The organism is Streptomyces sp. NPDC107500, from assembly GCF_055582785.1.
In genome coordinates this window covers 588,630-608,708 of record NZ_JBVJPF010000002.1, presented here as the reverse complement: position 1 = coordinate 608,708, position 20,079 = coordinate 588,630, and the positions used below count along the sequence as shown (strand labels likewise).

The following is a 20,079-nucleotide window of genomic DNA, read 5'->3' as shown; positions in this document are numbered from 1 at the left end:
ATGGGTACCTCTCTGAAAATCTGAAAGTCGCGAAAGTTCCTGCGGGGGCGCTCAGCGGGCCGCGCGGGCCCCGGCCGGCAGCCAGGAGAAGGACTGGGCGCTGGGGTTGTCGCCCGGCTTGTACTCCAGGCCCACCCAGCCGTCGTAACCGGCCTTGCGCAGCTGGTCGAGCAGCTCCTCCAGCGGGAGCGAGCCGGTGCCGGGAGCGCCGCGGCCCGGGTTGTCGGCGATCTGCACGTGGCCGGTCTTCGCGGCGTACGCGTCGATCACCTGCGGCAGGTTCTCGCCGTTCATGGACAGGTGGTAGAGGTCCATGAGGAACTTGGCGTTGCCCAGTCCGGTGGCCTCGTTGACCTGGTCCACGACCGCGATCGCGGCCGGCGCCGACACCAGCGGGTACAGCGGCGACTCGGGCTTGTTCAGCGCCTCGACCAGCAGGATCGCGCCGATCCGGTCGGCCGCGCGGGCGGCCAGGACCAGGTTCTCCAGCGCGAGGCGGTCCTGCTCGGCCGGGTCCACGCCCTCGACGCGGTTGCCGTACAGCGCGTTGAGCGCCGTGCAGCCCAGCGACTGCGCGAAGCCGGCGGCCACGTCGATGTTGGCACGGAACCGGTCCGACTCCTCGCCCGGCACCGACAGGGCGCCGCGGTCGGGGCCCGGCAGCTGCCCGGCGTAGAAGTTCAGCCCGGTGAGCTGGACGCCCGCGTCCTCGATCGCCGACTTCAGGGCGTCGAGCTCGGACTGCTCCGGGGTGGGCGAGTCGATCCAGGGCCACCACAGCTCGACCGCGGTGAAGCCGGCCGCGGCGGCGGCCGCGGGGCGCTCCAGGAGCGGGAGTTCCGTGAAGAGGATCGACAGGTTGACGTTGAAGCGCTGATCTGCGAAGCCCATCGGGTGCCGCGCTCCCTTCCGTTCGATCGTGTTCCGCATTACGGAAGTTCGTTTCTGCTTAATGGAAGATTGCCGTCGAGGTTCCGCGCTTGTCAAGAGGGGGCGGCGGAAAACGGGCACCCCGCGTTAGGTTGACCGCGTGCGATTGAGAGTGGAGTTCACGACCGAACCCTTCGACCTGGACGAGGCGCCCGCCCACGCGGTGGTGGCCCGCCAGGTCGTCGAGGCCGCCGAGCTGGACGCGGTCGACGTCGGCCCGTTCGGCAACACCGCCGAGGGCGGCGCCGACCAGGTGCTCGGCGCCGTGGACGCGCTGCTGCGCCGGACCCTGGAGGCCGGTGCCACCAGGATCTCGCTCCAGGTCAACGTGGTCGACGCGGTCGACGGGGGCCGGGACGCGGAGGGCGAGCGGTGACGGCCCCGGGTGAGGAGCCCTTCATCGCGGCCGTGAAACCCCTGGTCGACGCCATCGGCGGCGAGATGGTCCCGCCGGACGAGGCCGGCCAGGACGACGTGGTGCTCTCCTGGGAGGGCACCGACGTCGTAGCCGTGCGTCTGCCGCAGCTGGCCGACTCCCTGGACCACATCCTGGCCGCCCTGGAGCGCCGGCAGGGCATGCCGCTGGCCGATCTGGACCGCAGGGCCAAGCAGGAGGTGGTGCGGATGCTGGAGGCGCGGGGCGCCTTCTCGGTGCGCCACGGCGTCGAGACCGTCGCGGGCGCCCTCGGCGTCAGCCGCTTCACCGTCTACAACTACCTCAACCGCGAGAAGGGGGCCTGAGTCGTGGCACGCGCCTGACCAGGCACAACACGCTGAACGGCAAGCCGCCGCCCGGTTACCGGGCGGCGGCTTTCGTAACCCCGAATTTTCAACAAAGTGTTGACGGCTTGTTTCCGAGGGCGTTAGCTATCGGCACGCCCGTTCAGCACAAGGCCACGGAGGCTCCCGTGACGTCCACATCCGCGTCGGGCCTGGCCCGATTCAACACCCTCGAGGAGTCCGCGGCACGCGCCGAACTCCACGAGGCGTGCGCCTCCACGGCTTGGGCCCGGCACCTGCTCGCCGCCCGCCCCTTCGCCACCCCCGAGGACCTGTACGCCGCCAGTGACGCCGCCATGGCCCAACTGACGGCCAAGGACCTCGCGGAGGCGATGGCCGGGCACCCGCCGATCGGCCGCCCCAAGCCCGGCGACCCGACCTCGTCCCGGGAGCAGGCCGGTATGGCCGGTGCCGCCGAGGAACTCAAGGCGGAGATGCTCGAACTCAACCTGGCCTACCAGGACAGGTTCGGCCACGTCTTCCTCATCTGCGCCACCGGCCGGACCGGCGAGCAGATGCGGGACGCGGTCAAGGAGCGGATCGGCAACTCGCCCGAGCAGGAGAGGGAGATCGTCCGCACCGAGCTGGGGAAGATCAACCGCATCCGCCTGACCCGCCTCGTCGAACAGGACGCCTGACCATGAGCACCAGCACCACCGCCTCCGTGTCCACGCACATCCTGGACACCAGCGTCGGCCGCCCCGCCGAGGCCGTCGCCGTCCACCTCAGCGCCCGCTCGGGCGGCTCGGCCCATCACGGGCAAGGAGGGGACTGGCAGCGGCTCGGCGGCTCCGCGACCGACGCCGACGGACGGTGCAAGGACCTCCCGGCCCTGCCGGAGGGCACCACCCACGTACGCCTCGACTTCGACACCGAGACGTACTTCGCCAAGAAACAAGCCGCGGCCCAGCAGGACGCCCCCGCGCTCCGGGACAGCGAGAACGGCCGGCCCGTGTTCTTCCCCGAGGTCACCATCACCTTCGCGGTGGTGCCCGGCGAGCACTACCACGTTCCGCTGCTGCTCAACCCGTTCGGCTACTCCGTTTACCGAGGGAGCTGACCGAAACCATGACCCGTTTCGTCCTGGGACAGAACCAGTACGGCAAGGCTGAGAACCGCGTCGTCAAGATCACGCGTGACGGCGACACGCACCACATCAAGGACCTCAACGTCTCCGTCGCCCTGTCCGGCGACATGGAGGAGGTCCACCGCAGCGGTTCCAACGCCAACGTCCTGCCGACCGACACCACCAAGAACACGGTGTACGCCTTCGCCAAGGAGCACGGCATCGAGAGCGCCGAGGACCTCGGCGTCAAGCTCGCCCGCCACTTCGTGGACAACAACGAGCCCATCGGCCGGGCCCGCATCCGCGTCGAGGAGTACGGCTGGGAGCGGATCGAGACCTCCAAGGGCGGCGCCCGCTTCGTCGGCTCCGAGGAGATCGCCCACTCCTTCGTCCGCACCGGTCAGGAGACCCGCGTCGCGGAGATCACCTACGACGGCCACGGCATCCAGGTGCTCTCCGGGTTCAAGGACCTCACCGTCCTGAACTCGACCAACTCGGAGTTCTTCGGCTACCTGAAGGACAAGTACACGACCCTCAAGGAGGACTACGACCGGATCCTGGCCACCACCGTCTCCACCTGGTGGCGGCACAACTGGGACGGCGTCGACTCGCACGCCCCGGACTGGGACCGCTCGTACCACGGGGTGCGCAAGCACGCGCTCCAGGCGTTCGCCGAGACCTACTCGTACTCGCTCCAGCAGACCCTCTTCGAGATGGGTGTGCGGGTGCTGAACTCCCGCGACGAGGTCGACGAGATCCGCTTCTCCATGCCCAACAAGCACCACTTCCGCTCCGACCTGTCGCCCTTCGGGATCGACAACGAGGCGAAGGACGGCGCCGTGTACTACGCCGCCGACCGCCCCTACGGCCTGATCGAGGCCACCATCCTGCGCGACGGCGCCGAGCAACTGATCCCGGTCGACATGACCAACCTCTGACGCGGGACGCGCGCCGCCGGCCCGGCCACCGAGGCCGGCGGCGCGCCACACCGGAGGGAACACCATGGCACAGCCTGCATCGGAGCCGGCGAAAGGCTCCTGTTCCACCCCGCCGGCGCACACCGAGGACGCCGTCACGTCCGTGCACCCGGTGGACGAGAAGCTCCACCCCTCGCGGCTCGTCCCCGCCGCGCTCCAGCACATCGCCGCCATGTACGCGGGCGTCGTCACCCCTCCGCTCATCATCGGCCAGGCCGTCGGACTCGACCTGGAGGGCCGCACCCGGCTGATCGCCGCGAGCCTGCTCATCGCGGGCATCGCCACGCTGCTCCAGACCCTCGGGGTCAAGGGCTTCGTCGGCAACCGGCTGCCTTTCGTCAACGCCGCCTCCTCGGCCGGCATCGCCCCCATCCTCGCCATCGCCGAGACCAACGGCGGCGGCGGTCAGCTCCCCGCCATCTACGGCGCGGTGATGGTCGCGGGCGTGTTCTGCCTCGCCGTCGGCCCGTTCTTCGGCAGGCTGCTCCGCTTCTTCCCGCCGCTGGTCACCGGCGTGGTCATCACCCTCATCGGCGTCACGCTGATGCCGGTGCCGGTCGCCTGGGCGCAGGGCGGCGACAAGGCCGCCGCCGACTTCGGCTCGATGCGCAACCTCGCGCTCGCCGCCTTCACCCTCGGCGTCATCCTCGTCGTCCAGCGCTTCGGCAGGGGCTTCCTCAAGCAGGTCGCCCTGCTCTTCGGCCTGCTCGTCGGCACCCTCGTCGCCCTGCCGCTGGGCATGGCCGACGTCGGCGCCCTGAAGTCCGCGCCGGTCGCCGCGCTGCCCACCCCGTTCGCCTTCGGCGCCCCCGAGTTCCAGCCCGCCGCCGTCCTGTCGCTGTGCATCGTGATGCTGGTCCTGATGACCGAGTCGTCCGCCGGCATGCTGGCCCTCGGCGAGATCTGCGACCGCCGCGCCGACTCCAAGGTCATCACCCGCGGCCTGCGCACCGACGGCCTCGCCACCCTGATCGGGCCGGTCTTCGGCGGCTTCCCCACCTCCGCCTTCGCGCAGAACGTCGGCGTCGTCTCGCTGACCCGGGTGCGCAGCCGCTACGTCGTCGCCGTCGCCGGCGCCACCCTGCTGGTCCTCGGCGCCTTCCCGGTCCTCGGAGCGGTCGTCTCCCTGGTCCCGATGCCGGTCCTGGGCGGCGCGGGCATCGTCCTCTTCGGCTCCATCGCCGTCAGCGGCATCCGTACGCTGTCCGAGGCCGGACTGGACGACAGCTCCAACATCATCCTGGTCGCCGTGGCGCTCGGTGCGGGCATCATCCCGCTGGCCGCGCCGGCCTTCTACGCCGAGTTCCCCGCCTGGGCGCAGACCGTCCTCGGCTCCGGCATCAGCGCCGGCGCGATCGTCGCGGTCACGCTCAACCTCTTCTTCCACCATCTCGGCACCCGGAGCCGCCAGCCGGTTCCGGCACTCAAATCCTCCTAGGGTCCTGCCGTGCCCTCCCCGTGGGTACTCGACTCCCCGCCCACGGGCCCCACTGAAAGACAAGGAAGCAGCATGGCAGCATCATCGGCAGCCGAGCGCACGGTCATCGAGAACTGCGCGATCGCGACCGTCGACGCGGGCGACACCGAGTACGCCTCGGGCCATGTCGTCATCGCCGGCAACCGGATCGAGTCGGTCGGCGCGGGCAGCGCACCGGAGGGTCTGGACAACGTCGTACGCCGGATCGACGGGACCGGGCACCTGGTCACGCCCGGTCTGATCAACACCCACCACCACTTCTACCAGTGGATCACCCGGGGCCTGGCCACCGACCACAACCTGTTCAACTGGCTGGTCGCGCTGTACCCGACGTGGGCGCGCATCGACGAGCCGATGGCCTACGCGGCGGCCCAGGGGTCCCTCGCCATGATGGCCCGCGGCGGCGTCACCACCGCCATGGACCACCACTACGTCTACCCGCGGGGCTCCGGCGACCTGTCCGGCGCGATCATCCGCGCCGCCCGCGAGACGGGTGTCCGCTTCACCCTCGCCCGCGGCTCCATGGACCGCGGCGAGTCGGACGGCGGGCTGCCGCCGGACTTCGCGGTGGAGAGCCTGGACGGCGCGCTCGCCGCCACCGAGGCCACCGTCAAGGAGCACCACGACTCCTCCTTCGACGCGATGACCCAGGTCGCCGTCGCCCCCTGCTCCCCCTTCTCCGTCTCCACCGAACTGATGCGCCAGGGCGCCGAGCTGGCCCGCCGCCTCGGCGTACGGCTGCACACCCACGGCTCGGAGACCGTGGAGGAGGAGAAGTTCTGCCACGAGTTGTTCGGCATGGGCCCGACCGACTACTTCGAGTCCACCGGCTGGCTCGGCGAGGACGTGTGGATGGCGCACTGCGTCCACATGAACGACTCCGACATCGCCGCCTTCGCCCGCACGAAGACCGGTGTCGCGCACTGCCCGTCCTCCAACGCCCGCCTGGCCGCGGGCATCGCGCGGGTCCCCGACATGCTCGCCGCCGGCGTCCCGGTCGGCCTCGGCGTCGACGGCACCGCCTCCAACGAGTCCGGCGAACTCCACACCGAACTGCGCAACGCCCTCCTCATCAACCGCCTCGGCGCCCACCGCGAGGCCGCGCTGAACGCCCGCAAGGCGCTGCGCCTGGGGACCCACGGCGGTGCGCAGGTCCTCGGCCGGGCCGCCGAGACCGGCTCCCTGGAGGCGGGCAAGCTCGCCGACCTGGTGCTGTGGCGGATGGACACCCTCGCCCACTCCGCGATCGCCGACCCGGTGACCGCGCTGGTCTTCGGCGCCGCGGCCCCGGTCACGGCCTCGTTCGTGAACGGCCGGCAGATCGTCGAGGACGGCCGCCTGCTGACCGTCGACGAGGACGCCATCGCCCGCTCCACCCGCGCCGAGGCGCAGCGCCTGGCGCGGATCGCCGCCCAGGCCTGAACACCGCACAACAGCACACCATTTGATCTCCGGCCGGGAGGGACGGCTCCCGGCCGGTAGCCGTGGACCCGAGCGGGGCCCACGGCGGCCGACTCCGGGGCGTGCGCGCCCATGCGCGCGCCCCCGGAGCGGTCACCGTTTCCCCAGACGGTCCGTCACGGTCCCGCACGACCATCACCACCAGCACCACCTCCATGACACCCGCGTCAGAGCCGACGCGTAACCGACCGGAGGGACGCCGCCGTGGCCGACCACCCTGTTGACGAGAAACTCCCGCCCCTGAAGATGGCGACGACCGGCCTGCAACACGTGGCCGCGATGTACGCCGGAGTAGTCGCACCACCCCTGATCGTCGGCGCGGCCATCGGGCTGTCCGCCACCGAACTCACCTTCCTCACCGGCGCCTGCCTGTTCACCGCGGGCCTCGCCACCTTCCTGCAGACCCTGGGCATCTGGAAGATCGGCGCCCGGCTGCCGTTCGTCAACGGCGTCACCTTCGCGGGTGTCGCCCCCATGACCGCCGTCGTCGCCTCGACCGACGACAAGTCCGACGCGCTGCCGATCATCTTCGGCGCGGTCATCGTCGCCGGACTCCTCGGTTTCTTCGCCGCGCCCTTCTTCAGCAAGGCGATCCGCTTCTTCCCGCCGGTCGTCACCGGCACCGTGATCACCCTGATAGGCATATCCCTGCTGCCCGTGGCCTTCGGCTGGGCGCAGGGACCCAGCCCCGACGCGGACGACTTCGGCTCGGCCACCAACCTCGGCCTGGCCGCGATCACCCTCGTGATCGTGCTCCTGCTGCGCCGCTTCACCCGCGGCTTCGTCAAGCAGATCGCGGTGCTCCTCGGCCTGGTCGCGGGCACGCTCATCGCGATCCCGTTCGGCGTCACGGACTTCGGCCCGGTCGCCGACGCGGACGTCGTCGGCTTCCCGACGCCTTTCCACTTCGGTGCCCCGCAGTTCCAGATCGCCGCGATCGTCTCCATGTGCGTGGTGATGGTGGTCTCGATGACCGAGTCCACCGCGGACATGCTCGCCCTCGGCGAGATCGTGGACCGCCCGGCCGACGAGAAGACCATCGCGGCCGGCCTGCGCGCCGACACCCTCGGCTCGGCGATCAGCCCGGTCTTCAACGGCTTCATGTGCAGCGCCTTCGCGCAGAACATCGGCCTGGTCGCGATGACGAAGATCCGCAGCCGCTACGTCGTCGCCGTGGGCGGCGGCTTCCTGGTCCTGATGGGCCTGTGCCCGATGGCCGCCTCGCTGATCGCCGTCGTCCCCCGGCCCGTGCTCGGCGGGGCCGGCGTGGTGCTCTTCGGCTCGGTCGCGGCCAGCGGCATCCAGACCCTGGTCCGGGCGAGCCTCGACAAGGACAACAATGTCCTGATCGTGGCGGTCTCGCTGGCCGTCGGCATCATCCCGATCGCCGCTCCGGAGTTCTACCACTCGTTCCCGGAGAACGCGAAGATCATCCTGGACTCGGGCATCTCGACCGGCTGTGTGGCCGCCGTCGTACTCAACCTGCTCTTCAACCACATCGGCGGCCGGGGACGCGAGGCGGAGGACGTGACCCACCCGATGGAGGCGGGAGAGGAGATCACCGAGGCGTCCAGGGAACGCGGCCACGCCGTGACCCCGGGCACCTGACACGAACCGGGCCGGCGCCTCTCCCTGAGGGACGCCGGCCCCGTGGCGGGCGGCGCCCGCCTACAGGCCGAACAGCCCCGGATCCGCTGCCAGTTCCTTGAAGCGCTCTCGCGGATCCGCCACCAGCTTGCGTGCCTTGAGGTCCATGAGACCGCCGACGCCCTCCACTTCGGCGGCCACCGTGCCGTCCGGCTTGCGGATGATCTGGTGGATGCGGAAGGTCTTGCCCTCGCCCCACTCGAACGCGCAGGTCACCTCGACCTCGTCCCCGGCGAGCAGTTCGCGCCGGAAGCGGATGGTCGTCTCCAGGGCGACCGGTCCCACCCCGCGGGCGACCAGGTCGGCCTGCCGGATGCCGGCCGCGTCGAGCAGGGACCAGCGGGCGTGCTCGGCGTAGTTCAGGTACACGGCCTGGTTGAGATGGCCCTGCGTGTCGGTCTCGTACCCGCGGACCGTCACGGGTACGGAAAACGGCTCACTCACCGCTGCTGCCTCTCCTCTTGTGCGTACGGGCTTGTCGACATACTGGCTCGTGGGCGTGCTGACCGGTCGATCCTGGCACGGTGGGGGAGCGTCACACCTTCCGTGGGGAGGCCAGCAGGTAACGGGCCCGGGTGCGCGGCTCGGTGTGCTCGCCGACCTGCCACCCCGCCCGCTCCAGGGTCCGCGCGCAAGCCCGCCGTGCGGCCTCGTCCGGCTCGTGCACGGCGACGGCCTCCGGCTGCGGGGTCGCGCGCACCCGGTACCCGTCGTCGCCCTCCGGGCCCGCCGGACGGTGCCCCGCCGCCTCCAGTGCGAGGGCGGCGGCCCGCACCAGGTGGGTCCGCTCCCACGCGCAGGGCAGCTCCGTACTGCCGTCGGGACGTGTCATCCGGCGCAGTTCGAGCAGACCCTGCCAGGCGCCGCGCACCTCGCGCAGCCGGGCGGGCCCCGTACGCTCCGGCACGTCCTCCTCCCCGCCCACCCGCGCGGCGAAGACGCCCCCGGCGGAGTCGGCGGCCGGAGCGGGCTCCGGGCTTCCCGGCGGATCCGGCTCGGCGCCCGCGTCCCGTATCCGGTGCCCGGCCGGGGTCAGGAAGTGGTCGTGCGGCGGGCGCGGGTGCCGGAAGGCGAGCCCCCGCTTCACCAGTGCCGCCAGCTGCGTCTCCGACCCCTTGAGACGCCCGGTGGCGGGGTCGGCGGCGTCGATGACCCGCCGCTGCGCGGGGGTGGGTGCCAGTGCCACGGCGTCCTCCCTTCCCCTCACCGGTGACGCCTTCGGTGACGCTCTCGAAGACTACGACGGGGGTCTGACATTCCACGCGGCGATCACCGGCCGCGCGTGCTCCGTGCCCAGCCGGCACAGGGTGCCGGTGCCCAGCTGGAACAGCGCCCCGTGCGAGGGCGGCAGCCCCAGATGCCGTGCGGTCAGCACCCGCAGGAAGTGCCCGTGCGCGACCAGCACCACGCACCCCTCGGTGTTGGCGAACGCGGCCTCCACCCGGGCCAGCACCCGGTCCGCCCGCTCCCCGACCTCCTCCGGCGTCTCCCCGGGATGCTCCGGCGGCCCGGGCACGACCCCGTCGCTGAAGAGGAACCAGTCCGGCCGCTCCCGGTGGATCTCGACCGTCGTGATCCCCTCGTACCCGCCGTAGTCCCACTCGTGCAGATCCGGGTCGACCCGCACCTCGTGCAGCCCGATCAGCTCCGCCGTCTCCCGGGCGCGCTGGAAGGGGCTGACGAAGGCGGCCCCGATCCGGTGCGAGCGGATCAGCGGCACCAGACTCCGCGCCTGGTCCCGCCCGTGCTCGGTCAGCGGCACGTCCGTCAGTCCGGTGTGCCGGCCCGACCGCGACCACTCGGTCTCGCCGTGCCGGACCAGAAAAAGATCACCCATGCCCCCAGGCTACGGTCCCGGGCGGGCCCTGGCCTCGCGCACCTCGGCCGGCAGCAGCGGATGGCCATCGCCCGGGCGCTCGCCCGCGAGGTCGACATCCTCTTCGCCGACGAGCCCACCGGCGGCCTCGACCAGGACACCGCCGACCGGATCATCGAGGTCCTCCGGCGGTTGGCGCACGGCGAGGGTGAGTGCGTGATCCTCGTGACCCGCTCGCGGGCGGTCGCGGACGTGTCGGACGACGTGAGCCGTCTCGAGCGCGGCAAGCTGACGAGGGCCTGAGCGGCCGCTACTGCCGGTACCCGCCCAGGAACCGGCCGATCCGCCCGATGGCCGCCTCCAGCTCGTCCGCGTGGGGCAGCGTGAGGATGCGGAAGTGGTCGGGGCTCGGCCAGTTGAAGCCGGTGCCCTGGACCACCTGGATCTTCTCGCGGAGCAGCAGGTCCAGGACGAACTTCTCGTCGTCGTGGATGCGGTGCACCTTCGGGTCGATGCGCGGGAACGCGTACAGCGCCCCCTTGGGCTTCACGCACGAGACGCCCGGGATCTCGTTCAGCTTCTCCCAGGCCACGTCGCGCTGTTCGCGCAGCCTGCCGCCCGGGGCCGTCAGGTCGCGGATCGACTGGCGGCCCCCGAGCGCGGCCTGGATGGCGTACTGCGCGGGCGCGTTGGCGCACAGGCGCATGGAGGCCAGCATGGTCAGGCCCTCCAGGTAGTCCTTCGCGTGCTGCCTGGGACCCGTGACGACCAGCCAGCCGGAGCGGAACCCGGCCACGCGGTAGGTCTTGGAGAGTCCGCAGAAGGTGAGGACCACCAGGTCGGGGGCGAGCGCGGCGGCCGAGTGGTGCACGGCGTCGTCGTAGAGGATCTGGTCGTAGATCTCGTCGGCGAAGACCATCAGGCCGTGCCGCCGGGCGAGGTCGAGGATGCCCTCGACGATCTCCTTGGGATAGACCGCGCCGGTGGGGTTGTTGGGGTTGATGACGACCACCGCCTTGGTGCGGTCGGTGATCTTCGACTCCATGTCGGCCAGGTCGGGGTACCACTCGGCCTGCTCGTCGCAGAGGTAGTGCACCGCCTTGCCGCCCGCGAGGGTGGTCACCGCCGTCCAGAGGGGGAAGTCGGGGGCGGGGATCAGCACCTCGTCGCCGTCCTCGAGGAGCGCCTGTACGGCCATGGAGACCAGCTCCGAGACGCCGTTGCCGAGGAAGACGTCGTCCACGTCCACCTCCAGACCCAGGGTCTGGTAGCGCTGGGCGACCGCGCGCCGGGCGGAGAGGACGCCGCGCGAGTCCGTGTATCCGTGCGCCCGCGGCAGCATGCGGATCATGTCCTGGAGGATCTCCTCCGGCGCCTCGAAGCCGAAGAGAGCCGGGTTGCCGGTGTTCAGGCGCAGCACGCTGTGCCCCGCCTCCTCCAGCGCGTCGGCGTGCTCGATGACCGGGCCGCGGATCTCGTAGCAGACCTCGCTGAGTTTGTTCGACTGCCGGAACTCCATGCGCCGCTTCCCCTCCGGTATCTGGTGTTGCTTGGTCTTACCAAGTAGGAGCTTGGAAAGTCCAACAACTTGTCTACACTGCGTCGCATGTCACCTCGCCGAAGCTACGACCAGTACTGTTCCGCCGCCCGCGCGCTCGACGCCGTCGGCGACCGCTGGACCCTGCTGATCGTCCGGGAGCTGCTCGCCGGACCGCGGCGCTACACCGACCTGCACGCCGACCTGCCCGGCGTCAGCACCGACGTGCTCGCCTCACGGCTGAAGGACATGGAGCGCGAGGGACTGACGACCCGGCGCAGGCTGCCGCCGCCCGGAGCGGCGTACGTCTACGAACTCACCACGCGGGGACACGAGTTGCTGCCGGTGCTGGAGGCCCTCGGTGCGTGGGGCGCGGGCGAGCTGGGGGAGCGGCGGCCCACGGACGCCCTGCGGGCGCACTGGTTCGCGCTGCCCCTGCTGCGCGCCCTCAGGGAGGCCGGGGCGGCTCAGGGGCTGGTCGAGGTCCGGCTGGAGGAGGGCGACTTCCACCTGCACGCCGGTGCGCGGGGCGACGGCGGCCCCGTGTACGGCGACGGGCCGGCGCCCGGTGAACCCGACGCCCGGCTGGTGCTGGACGCCAGGACGTGCGCCGCGCTGAGCCGCGGTGAGACCGGGCTGCGGGAGGCGGTGCGGGAGGGCCTGGTCGAGGTCACCGGCGACGGCACGGCGGCCAAGGCGCTGCGCGAGGGGTGAGACACCAGGAGGCCCGCCCCGGGTGCGGGGCGGGCCTCCTGAGCGGACGTCAGACCGTCGGCGGTACCCGGGACGGCCGGCCCGAACCGCGGGTCAGCGCGTAGCCGCCGATGCCCGCGAGCGCGGCCAGCACCGCGCCGACGCCGGTCCACACCCAGCGGTCCGACCACCAGCCCGACGCCCAGCCGTCCTCCGGCTCGATCGCGGAGAGCACGGCGCCGCGCTCCTCGCCGTCCTCCCCGTCGTCCTTGCCGGAGGACACCGCGACGCCCGGCACCAGCGGCTCGGCGAGCGAGCCGTCGACCGCCGCGGCCCCGCCGATGTCCTTCGAGTCCACCTGTATCTCGGTGCCGACCGGGACGCCGAGGTCGGACGTCGGCAGGTTCACGGCCGTCAGCCGGACGTAGTACGTGCCCGGCAGCGGGTCGTTGGCCCACGGCTCCGACCAGGCGCGCACCGTGCGCAGCACGCACGCCAGTCGCAGGGCGGAGGCGTCCGCGGCGGCGGTGCGGTTCTCGGCGCCCCACTGGCAGGCCTGTCGGCGGCGCAGACCGTCGTACACGTCGATCCGCCAGGTCTGTGCCGCGTGCGTCTCGGGCAGCTTCACCGTGGCCTGGACGGTGGGCCGTTGGCCGGCGTCGGCGGGGAACGACCAGTACAGGTAGTCGCCCGCGGAGCCGTTCGCCGTGGCCTGCTGCCCCTGCTCGATCTCGGCCGCCGTACGGAACGACGTACCCGCCTCGGTCGGCGCGCCGTCGTCCGACGGGCTCGCGGAGGGCGAGGGGCCGGCCGCCGCGGGGGCCGCGGCGAGTCCCAGCAGCAGCACCGCCGCGCTCAACGCTCGGGTGAAACGCATCAGTTGGTCCTCCAGATCGCGAACCGCCAGCGCGACAGCCAGCCCCACAGCAGACCGGCGAGGAAGCCGACGAGCACCAGCAGGCCGAGCAGCCACCAGCCCCGGCCGAGACCGAAGGAGGCCACGTCGTCGGCGTCGCTCGGGGCGTCCACGACGTCGACGGTCAGCTCCAGCGGCAGTCCGGGGGTGGTCTTCACGCCGGAGGCGACGGAGAAGGAGTGGGTGACCTGGAGGCACACGGCCTCGGCCGCCGTGTCCGCCGAGTCCTCGTCGGAGTCGCTCTCCGCCTTCGGGTACCGCAGCCCCGTCGAGAGCACGTCGGTGCGGCCGTCGCCCGCCGCCTCACCGCGCACGATCTCGCGCCCGCGCGCCGTCACCGCCCGCAGCAGCACACCGTGGGACGGGTTCACGGCCCGGTCGGCGCCCACGCTCACCGAGGCGCGCAACTCCTCGCCGGGCGCAACGTCGACCCGGTACCAGCGCTGCCCGCCGAACTCCGCGCGGTCGGTGTACAGCCCCGACTTCAGCGTCGGCGCCTTCGCGCAGGAGTCCGCGCCCTCGGTGGCGACCGGCGTCACCACCGGGTCGGCCGCGCGGTCCACCAACTGGTTGACCTTCTCGGTCAGTTCGTCGGTGTGCTCGACCGACGTGTAGGTGCCGCCGGTCGCCTCGGCGATGCAGCTGAGCTGCTGCCGCATCTTCGCGTTGGGCACCAGGCCCAGCGTGTCGATGGTCAGCCCGATGCCCTTGGCGGCGATCTCGCGGGCCACCTCGCACGGGTCGAGCGGGGCGCAGGTGTCCTCACCGTCGCTGATCAGCACGATCCGCTTGGACCCGGCGCCGCCGTCGAGGTCGTCGGCCGCCTTGAGCAGCGCGGGGCCGATCGGCGTCCAGCCGGTGGGCGCCAGCGTGGCCACTGCCGTCTTCGCCTCGGTGCGGTCCAGCGGACCCACCGGGTAGAGCTGCGCGGTGTCCTTGCAGCCCGTCCTGCGGTCGTCGCCCGGGTAGTCGGCGCCGAGCGTGCGGATGCCGAGCTGCACCTCTTCGGGCGTCGCGTCCAGCACCTCGTTGAAGGCCTGCTTCGCCGCGGCCATCCGGGTACCGCCGTCGATGTCCCGCGTCCGCATCGACCCGCTGACGTCGAGCACGAGGTCGACCTTCGGAGCGTCCTCACCCGTGGGTTCACCGGCCACCGCTCCGGCCGGGAACGCCAACCCGGCCGTCAGCGCGGCGAGCAGGGCACAGGTGCCCGCCGCCAGCCGTGTTCTTGTGATCATCGGCGGATCTTATTGACCACTGACGCCGGGCTCCAAAACGAGACCGCCATGACGCCCCGACTTCACCCCGCGTGCAGCGGATTGGGCAGCTCCGTCCACAGATCCCCCGTGGTCCCCGGCGAAGTACGCATCAGTGTCAGCGACTTCACCGGCAGCGGTTCCTCGCACAGGGCCAGGACGTCGGGAGTTCGCGGCAGTTCGCGTACCGCCTCCTCCAGCGCCTCGCCCAGCGCCGCACCGGAACCGGCCGTCGCCGCCAGCGCGCCGCCCACCAGCGAACCGAACAACTTGCGCCGCAGCGCCACCGGATCGTCGCTGAGCATCCGCGCGGGCAGCGGCGGGACGGCGACGCCGTGCCGGACCAGGCGGGCCGGGCTGACGCGGATGTCGGCCAGGTCGCGGTAGACCAGACGCAGCGGCTCGCCCGTCGGGGAGAGCACCACGAGCAGGTTCTGCCCGTGCGCCTCCAGGGCCACGCCCAGCTCCAGCAACCGCAGCCCCACCCCGAGCGCGAGCCGCGCGAACGCCGCCCGCCACCCCGGCGACCCGGAAAGACCGATGCCCGCCAGCGCGGCCACCGGGACCACGTGCTCGCCGGGGGCCGCGTACGCCCGCGGCGACTCGCGCAGTACGGCGGCCAGGTCGGGGGAGCCGGCGGCCACCGCGCCCAGGGTGCCGGTGACGTGCAGCAGCCCGTCCAGGCGTGCCGCCAGCTCCTGCCCGAAGCGGGACACGTCCGCCGACGCGCCGACCGAGGCGACCGAGATGTCCCGCACCGAGGACGTCAGGCGGGCGCTGAGCGCGGTCTTGACGTGCGGTCCGCCGGGCACGGCCAGCGTCCGCAGGGACATCAGCGGGTGCGCGGCGATCCCCTCCTCGCAGGGCCGCTTGAGCACGTGCGCCGCCTGCCACGGATGCACCGGCACCAGCACCGCCGGCCCGTCCCGCAGCTCCCTCGGCCACGCCCCCGTCACCAGGCACTCGCCCGCCGGGACCGGCACCAGGCCCAGCTCCACCACCGGCCCGTGCTCGGGCCCGTACGCGAGCTGCTCCGCCACCGAGAAGCCCGGCCGCGAACGGCAGCCGGGGTGGTAGGGGTGCCCGTCGACCACGCGCCGTTCCCACCCCCAGTCGGTCTCCGGCCACTCGTCCGGGTGAACCTCCGGCGCCGCACCGCCCACCGCCCGCGGCTGCCCGGCGCGCGACAGAGCCAACGAGGCGACGCTGTGCCCGAGTTCGGCGGCGAACCCGGTGGAGTGCGCTACGGCGAGGTCGGTCATCAGCCGCTCCGGATCGTCGTACGCGACCTCGTCGAGGTGGACGACCGGGGCGTACGCGTCCGTGCGGTACGGGTCGGCCGCCGGACCGGCCAGCCGCCGGCCGTCCCCGAGGCGCAGCACCAGCCCGTCCCCGGCGGGCTCCCGGCCCGCGATCCAGGGCAGCGGCTCATGGGCGAACGCACGCCACAGCCGGGACAGCACGGCCGCGCGGGCGCCCGGCCGCTCGGCGGCGAACCGGTCGGCCAGAGCGGGTCGGACGGCCGCCAGCTCGTCGGCGACCTCGGCCTCTGTGCTGCGGGGACGGTGCACGGGCGGGCTCCTCGGGTACGGGTACGACGGCAGGCGGAGGGACGACCACGGACCTGACGTCTACAGACATACTGATCGTCTCCGTCCTCTCCGCCATGGACAGACCGTAGGGAACGAGTGGAACGCGTGGATCTCCTGCCCCCGCCCACCGGCGCCGACGCCGCCCGGGACGCCGCTTCCCCGGGCGGCGTCTCCGAACGCGCCGACGCCTGCGCGGCCGTGCCGCTGCTGAACTGCCTGCTGCGCGAGGTGGCGCGGCCGCTGCCCGGCGCCGGGGCGCGCCCGGTGTACCGGCTGCCCGGCGGCAGACTGCTGCGCGTGCGCGCCGGCCGGCGTCCCGCCGAACCGGAACTCCGCGCGGCGGGCGGCTGGCACCGCGTCGGCCACGCCGAGCTGGTGAAACTCGTCGCGGAGGAGCTGCGCCGGCACACCGGCCTGGCCAACCACGAACTGCCCACCGAGATGACCGACAGCCGGGACGCCGTGGCCGCGCTGCTGACGGCACGCGCGCGTGCCACCCCGCCGGAGGACCCCTACGTCCGCTCCGAGCAGTCCCTGCTCACCGGCCACACCCACCATCCCGCCCCCAAGGCGCGCGGCGGCGGCCCGCACTCCGGCTGGCTGCCGTACGCGCCCGAGGCGCACGCCCGCTTTCCGCTGGTGCTGCTCGGCGTGCGCGAGGACACGGTCGTCGACGAGGGCGACACCGCCGCCCTGGACGCCCTCGGCCAGGCCCCGCCCGGCTACCGGCTGCTGCCGGCCCACCCGTGGCAGCTGGACCTGGCGGCCACCGCACTCGCCCCCGCCTTCCGCGACGGACGGCTCGTCCGGCTGGGCACCACCGGCTTCTTCACCTGGCCGACGGCGGCGATCCGCACGGTGTACGCGCCCGAGTACCTGCCCGGGCGCGACCTCTTCCTGAAGTTCAGCCTCGACGTGCGCATCACCAACGACATCCGGCGCCTGTGGCGGCACGACCTGCTCCGGCTGCGCCGCACCGACACGGCGGTCACCGAGGCGTTCGCCGCCGCCGGGACCCCGGCGGCCTGGCTCGGCGACCGCGGCCACCGCACCGCGGACTTCGCCTTCGAGGAACTGGCCGTCGTCGTCCGCGACGGACTGCGCGACCGCGTCCTGCCCGGCGCGACCCCGCTGCTCACCGCCGCGCTCGTGGAGGGCTTCCCCGGCAGCCCACTGGCCCGCGCCACCGACCCGGCGGCCTGGTGGCGGGCGTACCTCGACGCCGTCGTGCCGCCCGTCCTGACCGCCTTCGCCGAGGACGGCGTCGTCCTGGAGGCCCACCTCCAGAACACCCTGGTCGCGGTGGACGCCGACGGCACCCCGGTCCAGGCGCTGTTCCGGGACGCGGAGGGCGTCAAGCTGCTGCCGGACACCTCCCGCGCCGACGGCTGGGAGCGGCTGGTGTACTGCCTGGTCGTCAACCACCTCTGGGAGATCGCCGCCGCCCTGGCCGAACACCATCCCGGCCTCGACCCCTGGCCGGCGGTCCGCCGCGCCCTCTCCCGCCACCCGCTCCCCGAAATCCCCGCCCTGCTCACCGCCCCCACCCTTCCCGCGAAGACCAACCTCCTCCTGCGCTGGACGGGCGCCGACGGCGCGGACGCCCGCTACCTGCCGCTGCCCAACCCCCTGCGGGAGGCGTGAGCGGACCGGGACCGCGGCGATAATCCGTGCGATCGCGGGCCCCGGAGGTGCACACTCGCTGCATGGCGGACATCGAGGCGTTCCGGGACGAGGCCGCCCGCTGGGCGGCCGGCGGGGCCGGCGAAACGGCGGGCGAGCTGGCGGGGGCGCTCGGGCTGCGGACGGCGGTGCTCCTCGAGGGCCCCAGCGACCTCGCGGCCGTCGAGGCGCTGGCCGAGCGGGAGGGCCGGGACCTGGTCGCCGAAGGGGTGGCCGTGGTGGCGATGGGCGGGGCGATGAGCGTCGGCCGCTACGCCGGTCTGCTCGGCCCGCCCGGTCTCGGCCTGCGCCTGAAGGGCCTGTGCGACGTGGGCGAGGTGCGCTTCTACGAACGGGGCTGGCAGCGGGCCGGGGCGCCCCGGGACTTCTTCGTCTGCGAGGCGGACCTGGAGGACGAACTGCTCCGCGCCCTCGGCCCGGACCGGGCCGAGGAGATCATCCGGGCCGAGGGCGAGCTGCGCCCCTGGCAGACCTTCCTGGGCCAGCCCGCCCAGCACGGCCGCTCCCGGCACCAGCAGCTGCGGCGCTTCCTCTCCACGAAGAAGGGCCGCAAGATCCGCTATGGCCGCCTCCTGGTCGAGGCCCTCGACCCCGCCCGTACACCCGCTCCACTCCGCGGACTCTTCACGGGCCTGTGACCGGGCCGCCCCGTCAGAACTGGGTCAGCCGACCGATGTCCACGGGGTCGATCCCGGTCAGCTGCGCGATGCGGGGCGCGGGGATCCCGGCCGCGTGAGCACGGTGCACCAGCGCCTCCCAGTCCTGGGTGACCTCACGGAAACCGAGTAGCTCCCTCTCCAGGTCGGTGATGGACGCCGGGGTGCACTCCTGCTCCACCCGCAGGGCCTCGTCCGAGGTGAGCGGCACGGGCAGCCGCTCGGCCTCCTCCGGGATGAGGACGTCCTTGGCCGCCGGAAGAATCCTGACCTGCTCGGACCCCGGCGCCGTACCGTGCGCCGAGAGCCAGCCGCGCACGGCGGGCGTCTCCAGGCACTCCAACGGGCCGACCGCCGCCAGCGGCGCCGCGAGCCGCGGATGACGCTCCGGCAGCAGGAACAGGTACGCGTCATCGGCCATCGCTCAGCCTCGCCTTTCCCGACACGGGTGTGAGCCACCGATCTTAGTGCCGCGCGGGGGCACCGCAGCGCCCGGCGCCGGGACCCGCCGACGCCACTTTCAAGTATGGGTAGCCTTACCTAAGTTAATCGCGTAAGGTCCGCCACGGGACAGCCGCGTGAAGGTCACGACCGCCGCACACTCCTGGAGACTCCGACGTCATGTTGCCCTCACTTCGCCCTGCGGTACGCCCTGTTGGGCCGCACGGACGCCCGCGTCAAGCCGGGCGGCGCCACGGATCCGCCGGTCCGAAGGCTGATGTCCGGTGAGCGGTGCACGGGAACTGGAAGGGCGGTTCGCCCTGGTCACCGGGGCCGGGCGGGGGATAGGCGCCGCCGTGGTGGACGCGCTCGTCGCGCAGGGAGCGCGGGTGCTCGCCACCGACCTGGACGCGACCGCGGTGGAAGCCGCCGCCGACGGGCGTGCAGGGGCGGGCGGCGGCGTGGTCGGCGCGCGGGGCCTCGACGTGAGTGACGCGGCGGCAGTGGAACGCGTGGTCGACGAGGCCGAGCGTGCATTCGGGCCGCTGGACGTCGTGGTCAACGTGGCAGGCGTCCTGCGCGGCGGTGCCGTGTGCGAACTGGACGACGCCGACTGGGTGGCCACCTTCGCCGTCAACACCCATGGCGTGATGCACGTGTCCCGCGCCGCCGCGCGCCGGATGGCCGCCCGCGGCCGGGGGAGCATCGTCACCGTCGCGTCGAACGCCGGGGGCATCCCGCGTACCGGCATGGCCGCCTACGCGGCCTCCAAGGCCGCCGCGGTGATGTTCACCAAGTGCCTGGGCCTGGAGGTCGCGTCCTCCGGGGTGCGGTGCAACACGGTATCGCCGGGCTCCACCATGACCGAGATGCAGCGGGCCATGTGGGGGGAGTCCCCCGCGGGCGTCGAGGCCGGGCGGCGTGGCGTCATCGAGGGCGACCTGGCCTCGTACCGCACGGGCATTCCACTGGGCCGGATCGCCGAGCCCTCCGACATCGCGGACGCCGTGGCCTTCCTGGCCTCCGACCGCGCCAGGCACATCACCCTGCACGACCTCTACGTGGACGGCGGGGCCACGCTGCGCGCCTGAGCCGAACACCGCCGCCGTCGTACGTCCCACGTCATACGTCCCGGACGGGAACTCCCGTAT

General features: G+C 72.7%; 22 protein-coding genes. 13 read left to right on the top strand and 9 right to left on the bottom strand.

What is annotated here, in order from left to right:
* Positions 1-51 precede the first annotated feature (51 nt).
* Positions 52-891, bottom strand: coding sequence for a TIM barrel protein (locus tag ACZ67M_RS08770; protein ID WP_469850167.1), 840 nt, complete (start codon positions 889-891; stop codon positions 52-54).
* Between the two features lie 139 nt (positions 892-1,030).
* Here ACZ67M_RS08770 and ACZ67M_RS08765 point away from each other — a divergent pair, with 139 nt between their 5' ends.
* The 8 genes from ACZ67M_RS08765 (at position 1,031) to ACZ67M_RS08730 (ending at position 8,299) form a co-directional block, all read left to right on the top strand.
* Positions 1,031-1,306 (top strand): YkoF family thiamine-binding protein, encoded by a 276-nt coding sequence (locus ACZ67M_RS08765; RefSeq protein ID WP_385793916.1) that lies wholly within the window; start codon positions 1,031-1,033, stop codon positions 1,304-1,306.
* Positions 1,303-1,671 (top strand): helix-turn-helix domain-containing protein, encoded by a 369-nt coding sequence (locus ACZ67M_RS08760; protein ID WP_361358149.1) that lies wholly within the window; start codon positions 1,303-1,305, stop codon positions 1,669-1,671. The genes ACZ67M_RS08765 and ACZ67M_RS08760 overlap by 4 nt, the downstream gene beginning before the upstream one ends.
* A 167-nt stretch (positions 1,672-1,838) precedes the next feature.
* Entirely contained in the window at positions 1,839-2,348 is a 510-nt protein-coding gene (gene uraD, locus ACZ67M_RS08755) for a 2-oxo-4-hydroxy-4-carboxy-5-ureidoimidazoline decarboxylase (protein ID WP_361358151.1), read from the top strand.
* A 2-nt stretch (positions 2,349-2,350) separates the two neighbouring features.
* Positions 2,351-2,770, top strand: a complete 420-nt coding sequence (gene uraH / locus ACZ67M_RS08750) for a hydroxyisourate hydrolase (RefSeq protein WP_385793913.1) — start codon at positions 2,351-2,353, stop codon at positions 2,768-2,770.
* A gap of 8 nt (positions 2,771-2,778) precedes the next feature.
* Entirely contained in the window at positions 2,779-3,714 is a 936-nt protein-coding gene (gene pucL, locus ACZ67M_RS08745) for a factor-independent urate hydroxylase (RefSeq protein WP_392012008.1), read from the top strand.
* Positions 3,715-3,778: 64 nt separating this feature from the next.
* Positions 3,779-5,191, top strand: a complete 1,413-nt coding sequence (locus tag ACZ67M_RS08740) for a nucleobase:cation symporter-2 family protein (RefSeq protein ID WP_469850166.1) — start codon at positions 3,779-3,781, stop codon at positions 5,189-5,191.
* A gap of 72 nt (positions 5,192-5,263) precedes the next feature.
* Entirely contained in the window at positions 5,264-6,652 is a 1,389-nt protein-coding gene (locus tag ACZ67M_RS08735; RefSeq protein ID WP_361358159.1) for an 8-oxoguanine deaminase, read from the top strand.
* Positions 6,653-6,895: 243 nt separating this feature from the next.
* Positions 6,896-8,299 (top strand): nucleobase:cation symporter-2 family protein, encoded by a 1,404-nt coding sequence (locus ACZ67M_RS08730; RefSeq protein ID WP_386934391.1) that lies wholly within the window; start codon positions 6,896-6,898, stop codon positions 8,297-8,299.
* Between the two features lie 60 nt (positions 8,300-8,359).
* Here the strand turns inward: ACZ67M_RS08730 and ACZ67M_RS08725 are convergent, their stop codons facing one another.
* The 3 genes from ACZ67M_RS08725 to ACZ67M_RS08715 all read right to left on the bottom strand — a co-directional run bounded on the left by ACZ67M_RS08725 (position 8,360) and on the right by ACZ67M_RS08715 (position 10,175).
* Entirely contained in the window at positions 8,360-8,782 is a 423-nt protein-coding gene (locus ACZ67M_RS08725; protein ID WP_392101001.1) for an acyl-CoA thioesterase, read from the bottom strand.
* 91 nt (positions 8,783-8,873) lie between these two features.
* Positions 8,874-9,524, bottom strand: coding sequence for a hypothetical protein (locus ACZ67M_RS08720; protein ID WP_469850164.1), 651 nt, complete (start codon positions 9,522-9,524; stop codon positions 8,874-8,876).
* A 51-nt stretch (positions 9,525-9,575) separates the two neighbouring features.
* Entirely contained in the window at positions 9,576-10,175 is a 600-nt protein-coding gene (locus ACZ67M_RS08715; RefSeq protein WP_385793901.1) for a histidine phosphatase family protein, read from the bottom strand.
* 60 nt (positions 10,176-10,235) lie between these two features.
* On the opposite strand from ACZ67M_RS08715, the gene ACZ67M_RS08710 reads away from it, so the two are divergent.
* A complete protein-coding gene (locus ACZ67M_RS08710; RefSeq protein WP_469850162.1) occupies positions 10,236-10,457 on the top strand; it encodes a hypothetical protein in 222 nt (73 codons plus the stop codon).
* Between the two features lie 7 nt (positions 10,458-10,464).
* Here ACZ67M_RS08710 and ACZ67M_RS08705 read toward each other — a convergent pair whose 3' ends face one another.
* Positions 10,465-11,673, bottom strand: coding sequence for a pyridoxal phosphate-dependent aminotransferase (locus ACZ67M_RS08705; protein WP_469850160.1), 1,209 nt, complete (start codon positions 11,671-11,673; stop codon positions 10,465-10,467).
* A gap of 87 nt (positions 11,674-11,760) precedes the next feature.
* Between ACZ67M_RS08705 and ACZ67M_RS08700 the strand changes: the two genes are divergently transcribed.
* Positions 11,761-12,405, top strand: a complete 645-nt coding sequence (locus tag ACZ67M_RS08700; RefSeq protein WP_469850158.1) for a winged helix-turn-helix transcriptional regulator — start codon at positions 11,761-11,763, stop codon at positions 12,403-12,405.
* Positions 12,406-12,454: 49 nt separating this feature from the next.
* Here the strand turns inward: ACZ67M_RS08700 and ACZ67M_RS08695 are convergent, their stop codons facing one another.
* The 3 genes from ACZ67M_RS08695 to ACZ67M_RS08685 all read right to left on the bottom strand — a co-directional run bounded on the left by ACZ67M_RS08695 (position 12,455) and on the right by ACZ67M_RS08685 (position 16,127).
* Entirely contained in the window at positions 12,455-13,261 is an 807-nt protein-coding gene (locus ACZ67M_RS08695; RefSeq protein ID WP_392011989.1) for a hypothetical protein, read from the bottom strand.
* Positions 13,261-14,538, bottom strand: a complete 1,278-nt coding sequence (locus tag ACZ67M_RS08690) for a VWA domain-containing protein (protein WP_392011986.1) — start codon at positions 14,536-14,538, stop codon at positions 13,261-13,263. Before ACZ67M_RS08690 ends, ACZ67M_RS08695 begins: the two co-directional genes overlap by 1 nt.
* 62 nt (positions 14,539-14,600) lie before the next feature.
* Positions 14,601-16,127, bottom strand: coding sequence for an IucA/IucC family protein (locus ACZ67M_RS08685; RefSeq protein WP_469850156.1), 1,527 nt, complete (start codon positions 16,125-16,127; stop codon positions 14,601-14,603).
* A 117-nt stretch (positions 16,128-16,244) separates the two neighbouring features.
* On the opposite strand from ACZ67M_RS08685, the gene ACZ67M_RS08680 reads away from it, so the two are divergent.
* On the top strand, positions 16,245-17,792 hold the full coding sequence (locus ACZ67M_RS08680) for an IucA/IucC family protein (RefSeq protein ID WP_469850155.1): 1,548 nt from the start codon (positions 16,245-16,247) through the stop codon (positions 17,790-17,792).
* A 62-nt stretch (positions 17,793-17,854) separates the two neighbouring features.
* Positions 17,855-18,469 carry a TOPRIM nucleotidyl transferase/hydrolase domain-containing protein gene (locus ACZ67M_RS08675; protein ID WP_392235914.1) on the top strand — a complete coding sequence of 205 codons (615 nt, stop codon included), beginning with the start codon at positions 17,855-17,857 and terminating at the stop codon, positions 18,467-18,469.
* Positions 18,470-18,482: 13 nt separating this feature from the next.
* Here the strand turns inward: ACZ67M_RS08675 and ACZ67M_RS08670 are convergent, their stop codons facing one another.
* Positions 18,483-18,908: a DUF6003 family protein gene (locus tag ACZ67M_RS08670; RefSeq protein ID WP_361358200.1), complete on the bottom strand. Its 426-nt coding sequence runs from the start codon at positions 18,906-18,908 to the stop codon at positions 18,483-18,485.
* Between the two features lie 304 nt (positions 18,909-19,212).
* On the opposite strand from ACZ67M_RS08670, the gene ACZ67M_RS08665 reads away from it, so the two are divergent.
* Positions 19,213-20,019, top strand: a complete 807-nt coding sequence (locus tag ACZ67M_RS08665; RefSeq protein ID WP_469850154.1) for a 2,3-dihydro-2,3-dihydroxybenzoate dehydrogenase — start codon at positions 19,213-19,215, stop codon at positions 20,017-20,019.
* The last annotated feature ends 60 nt before the right edge of the window (positions 20,020-20,079 follow it).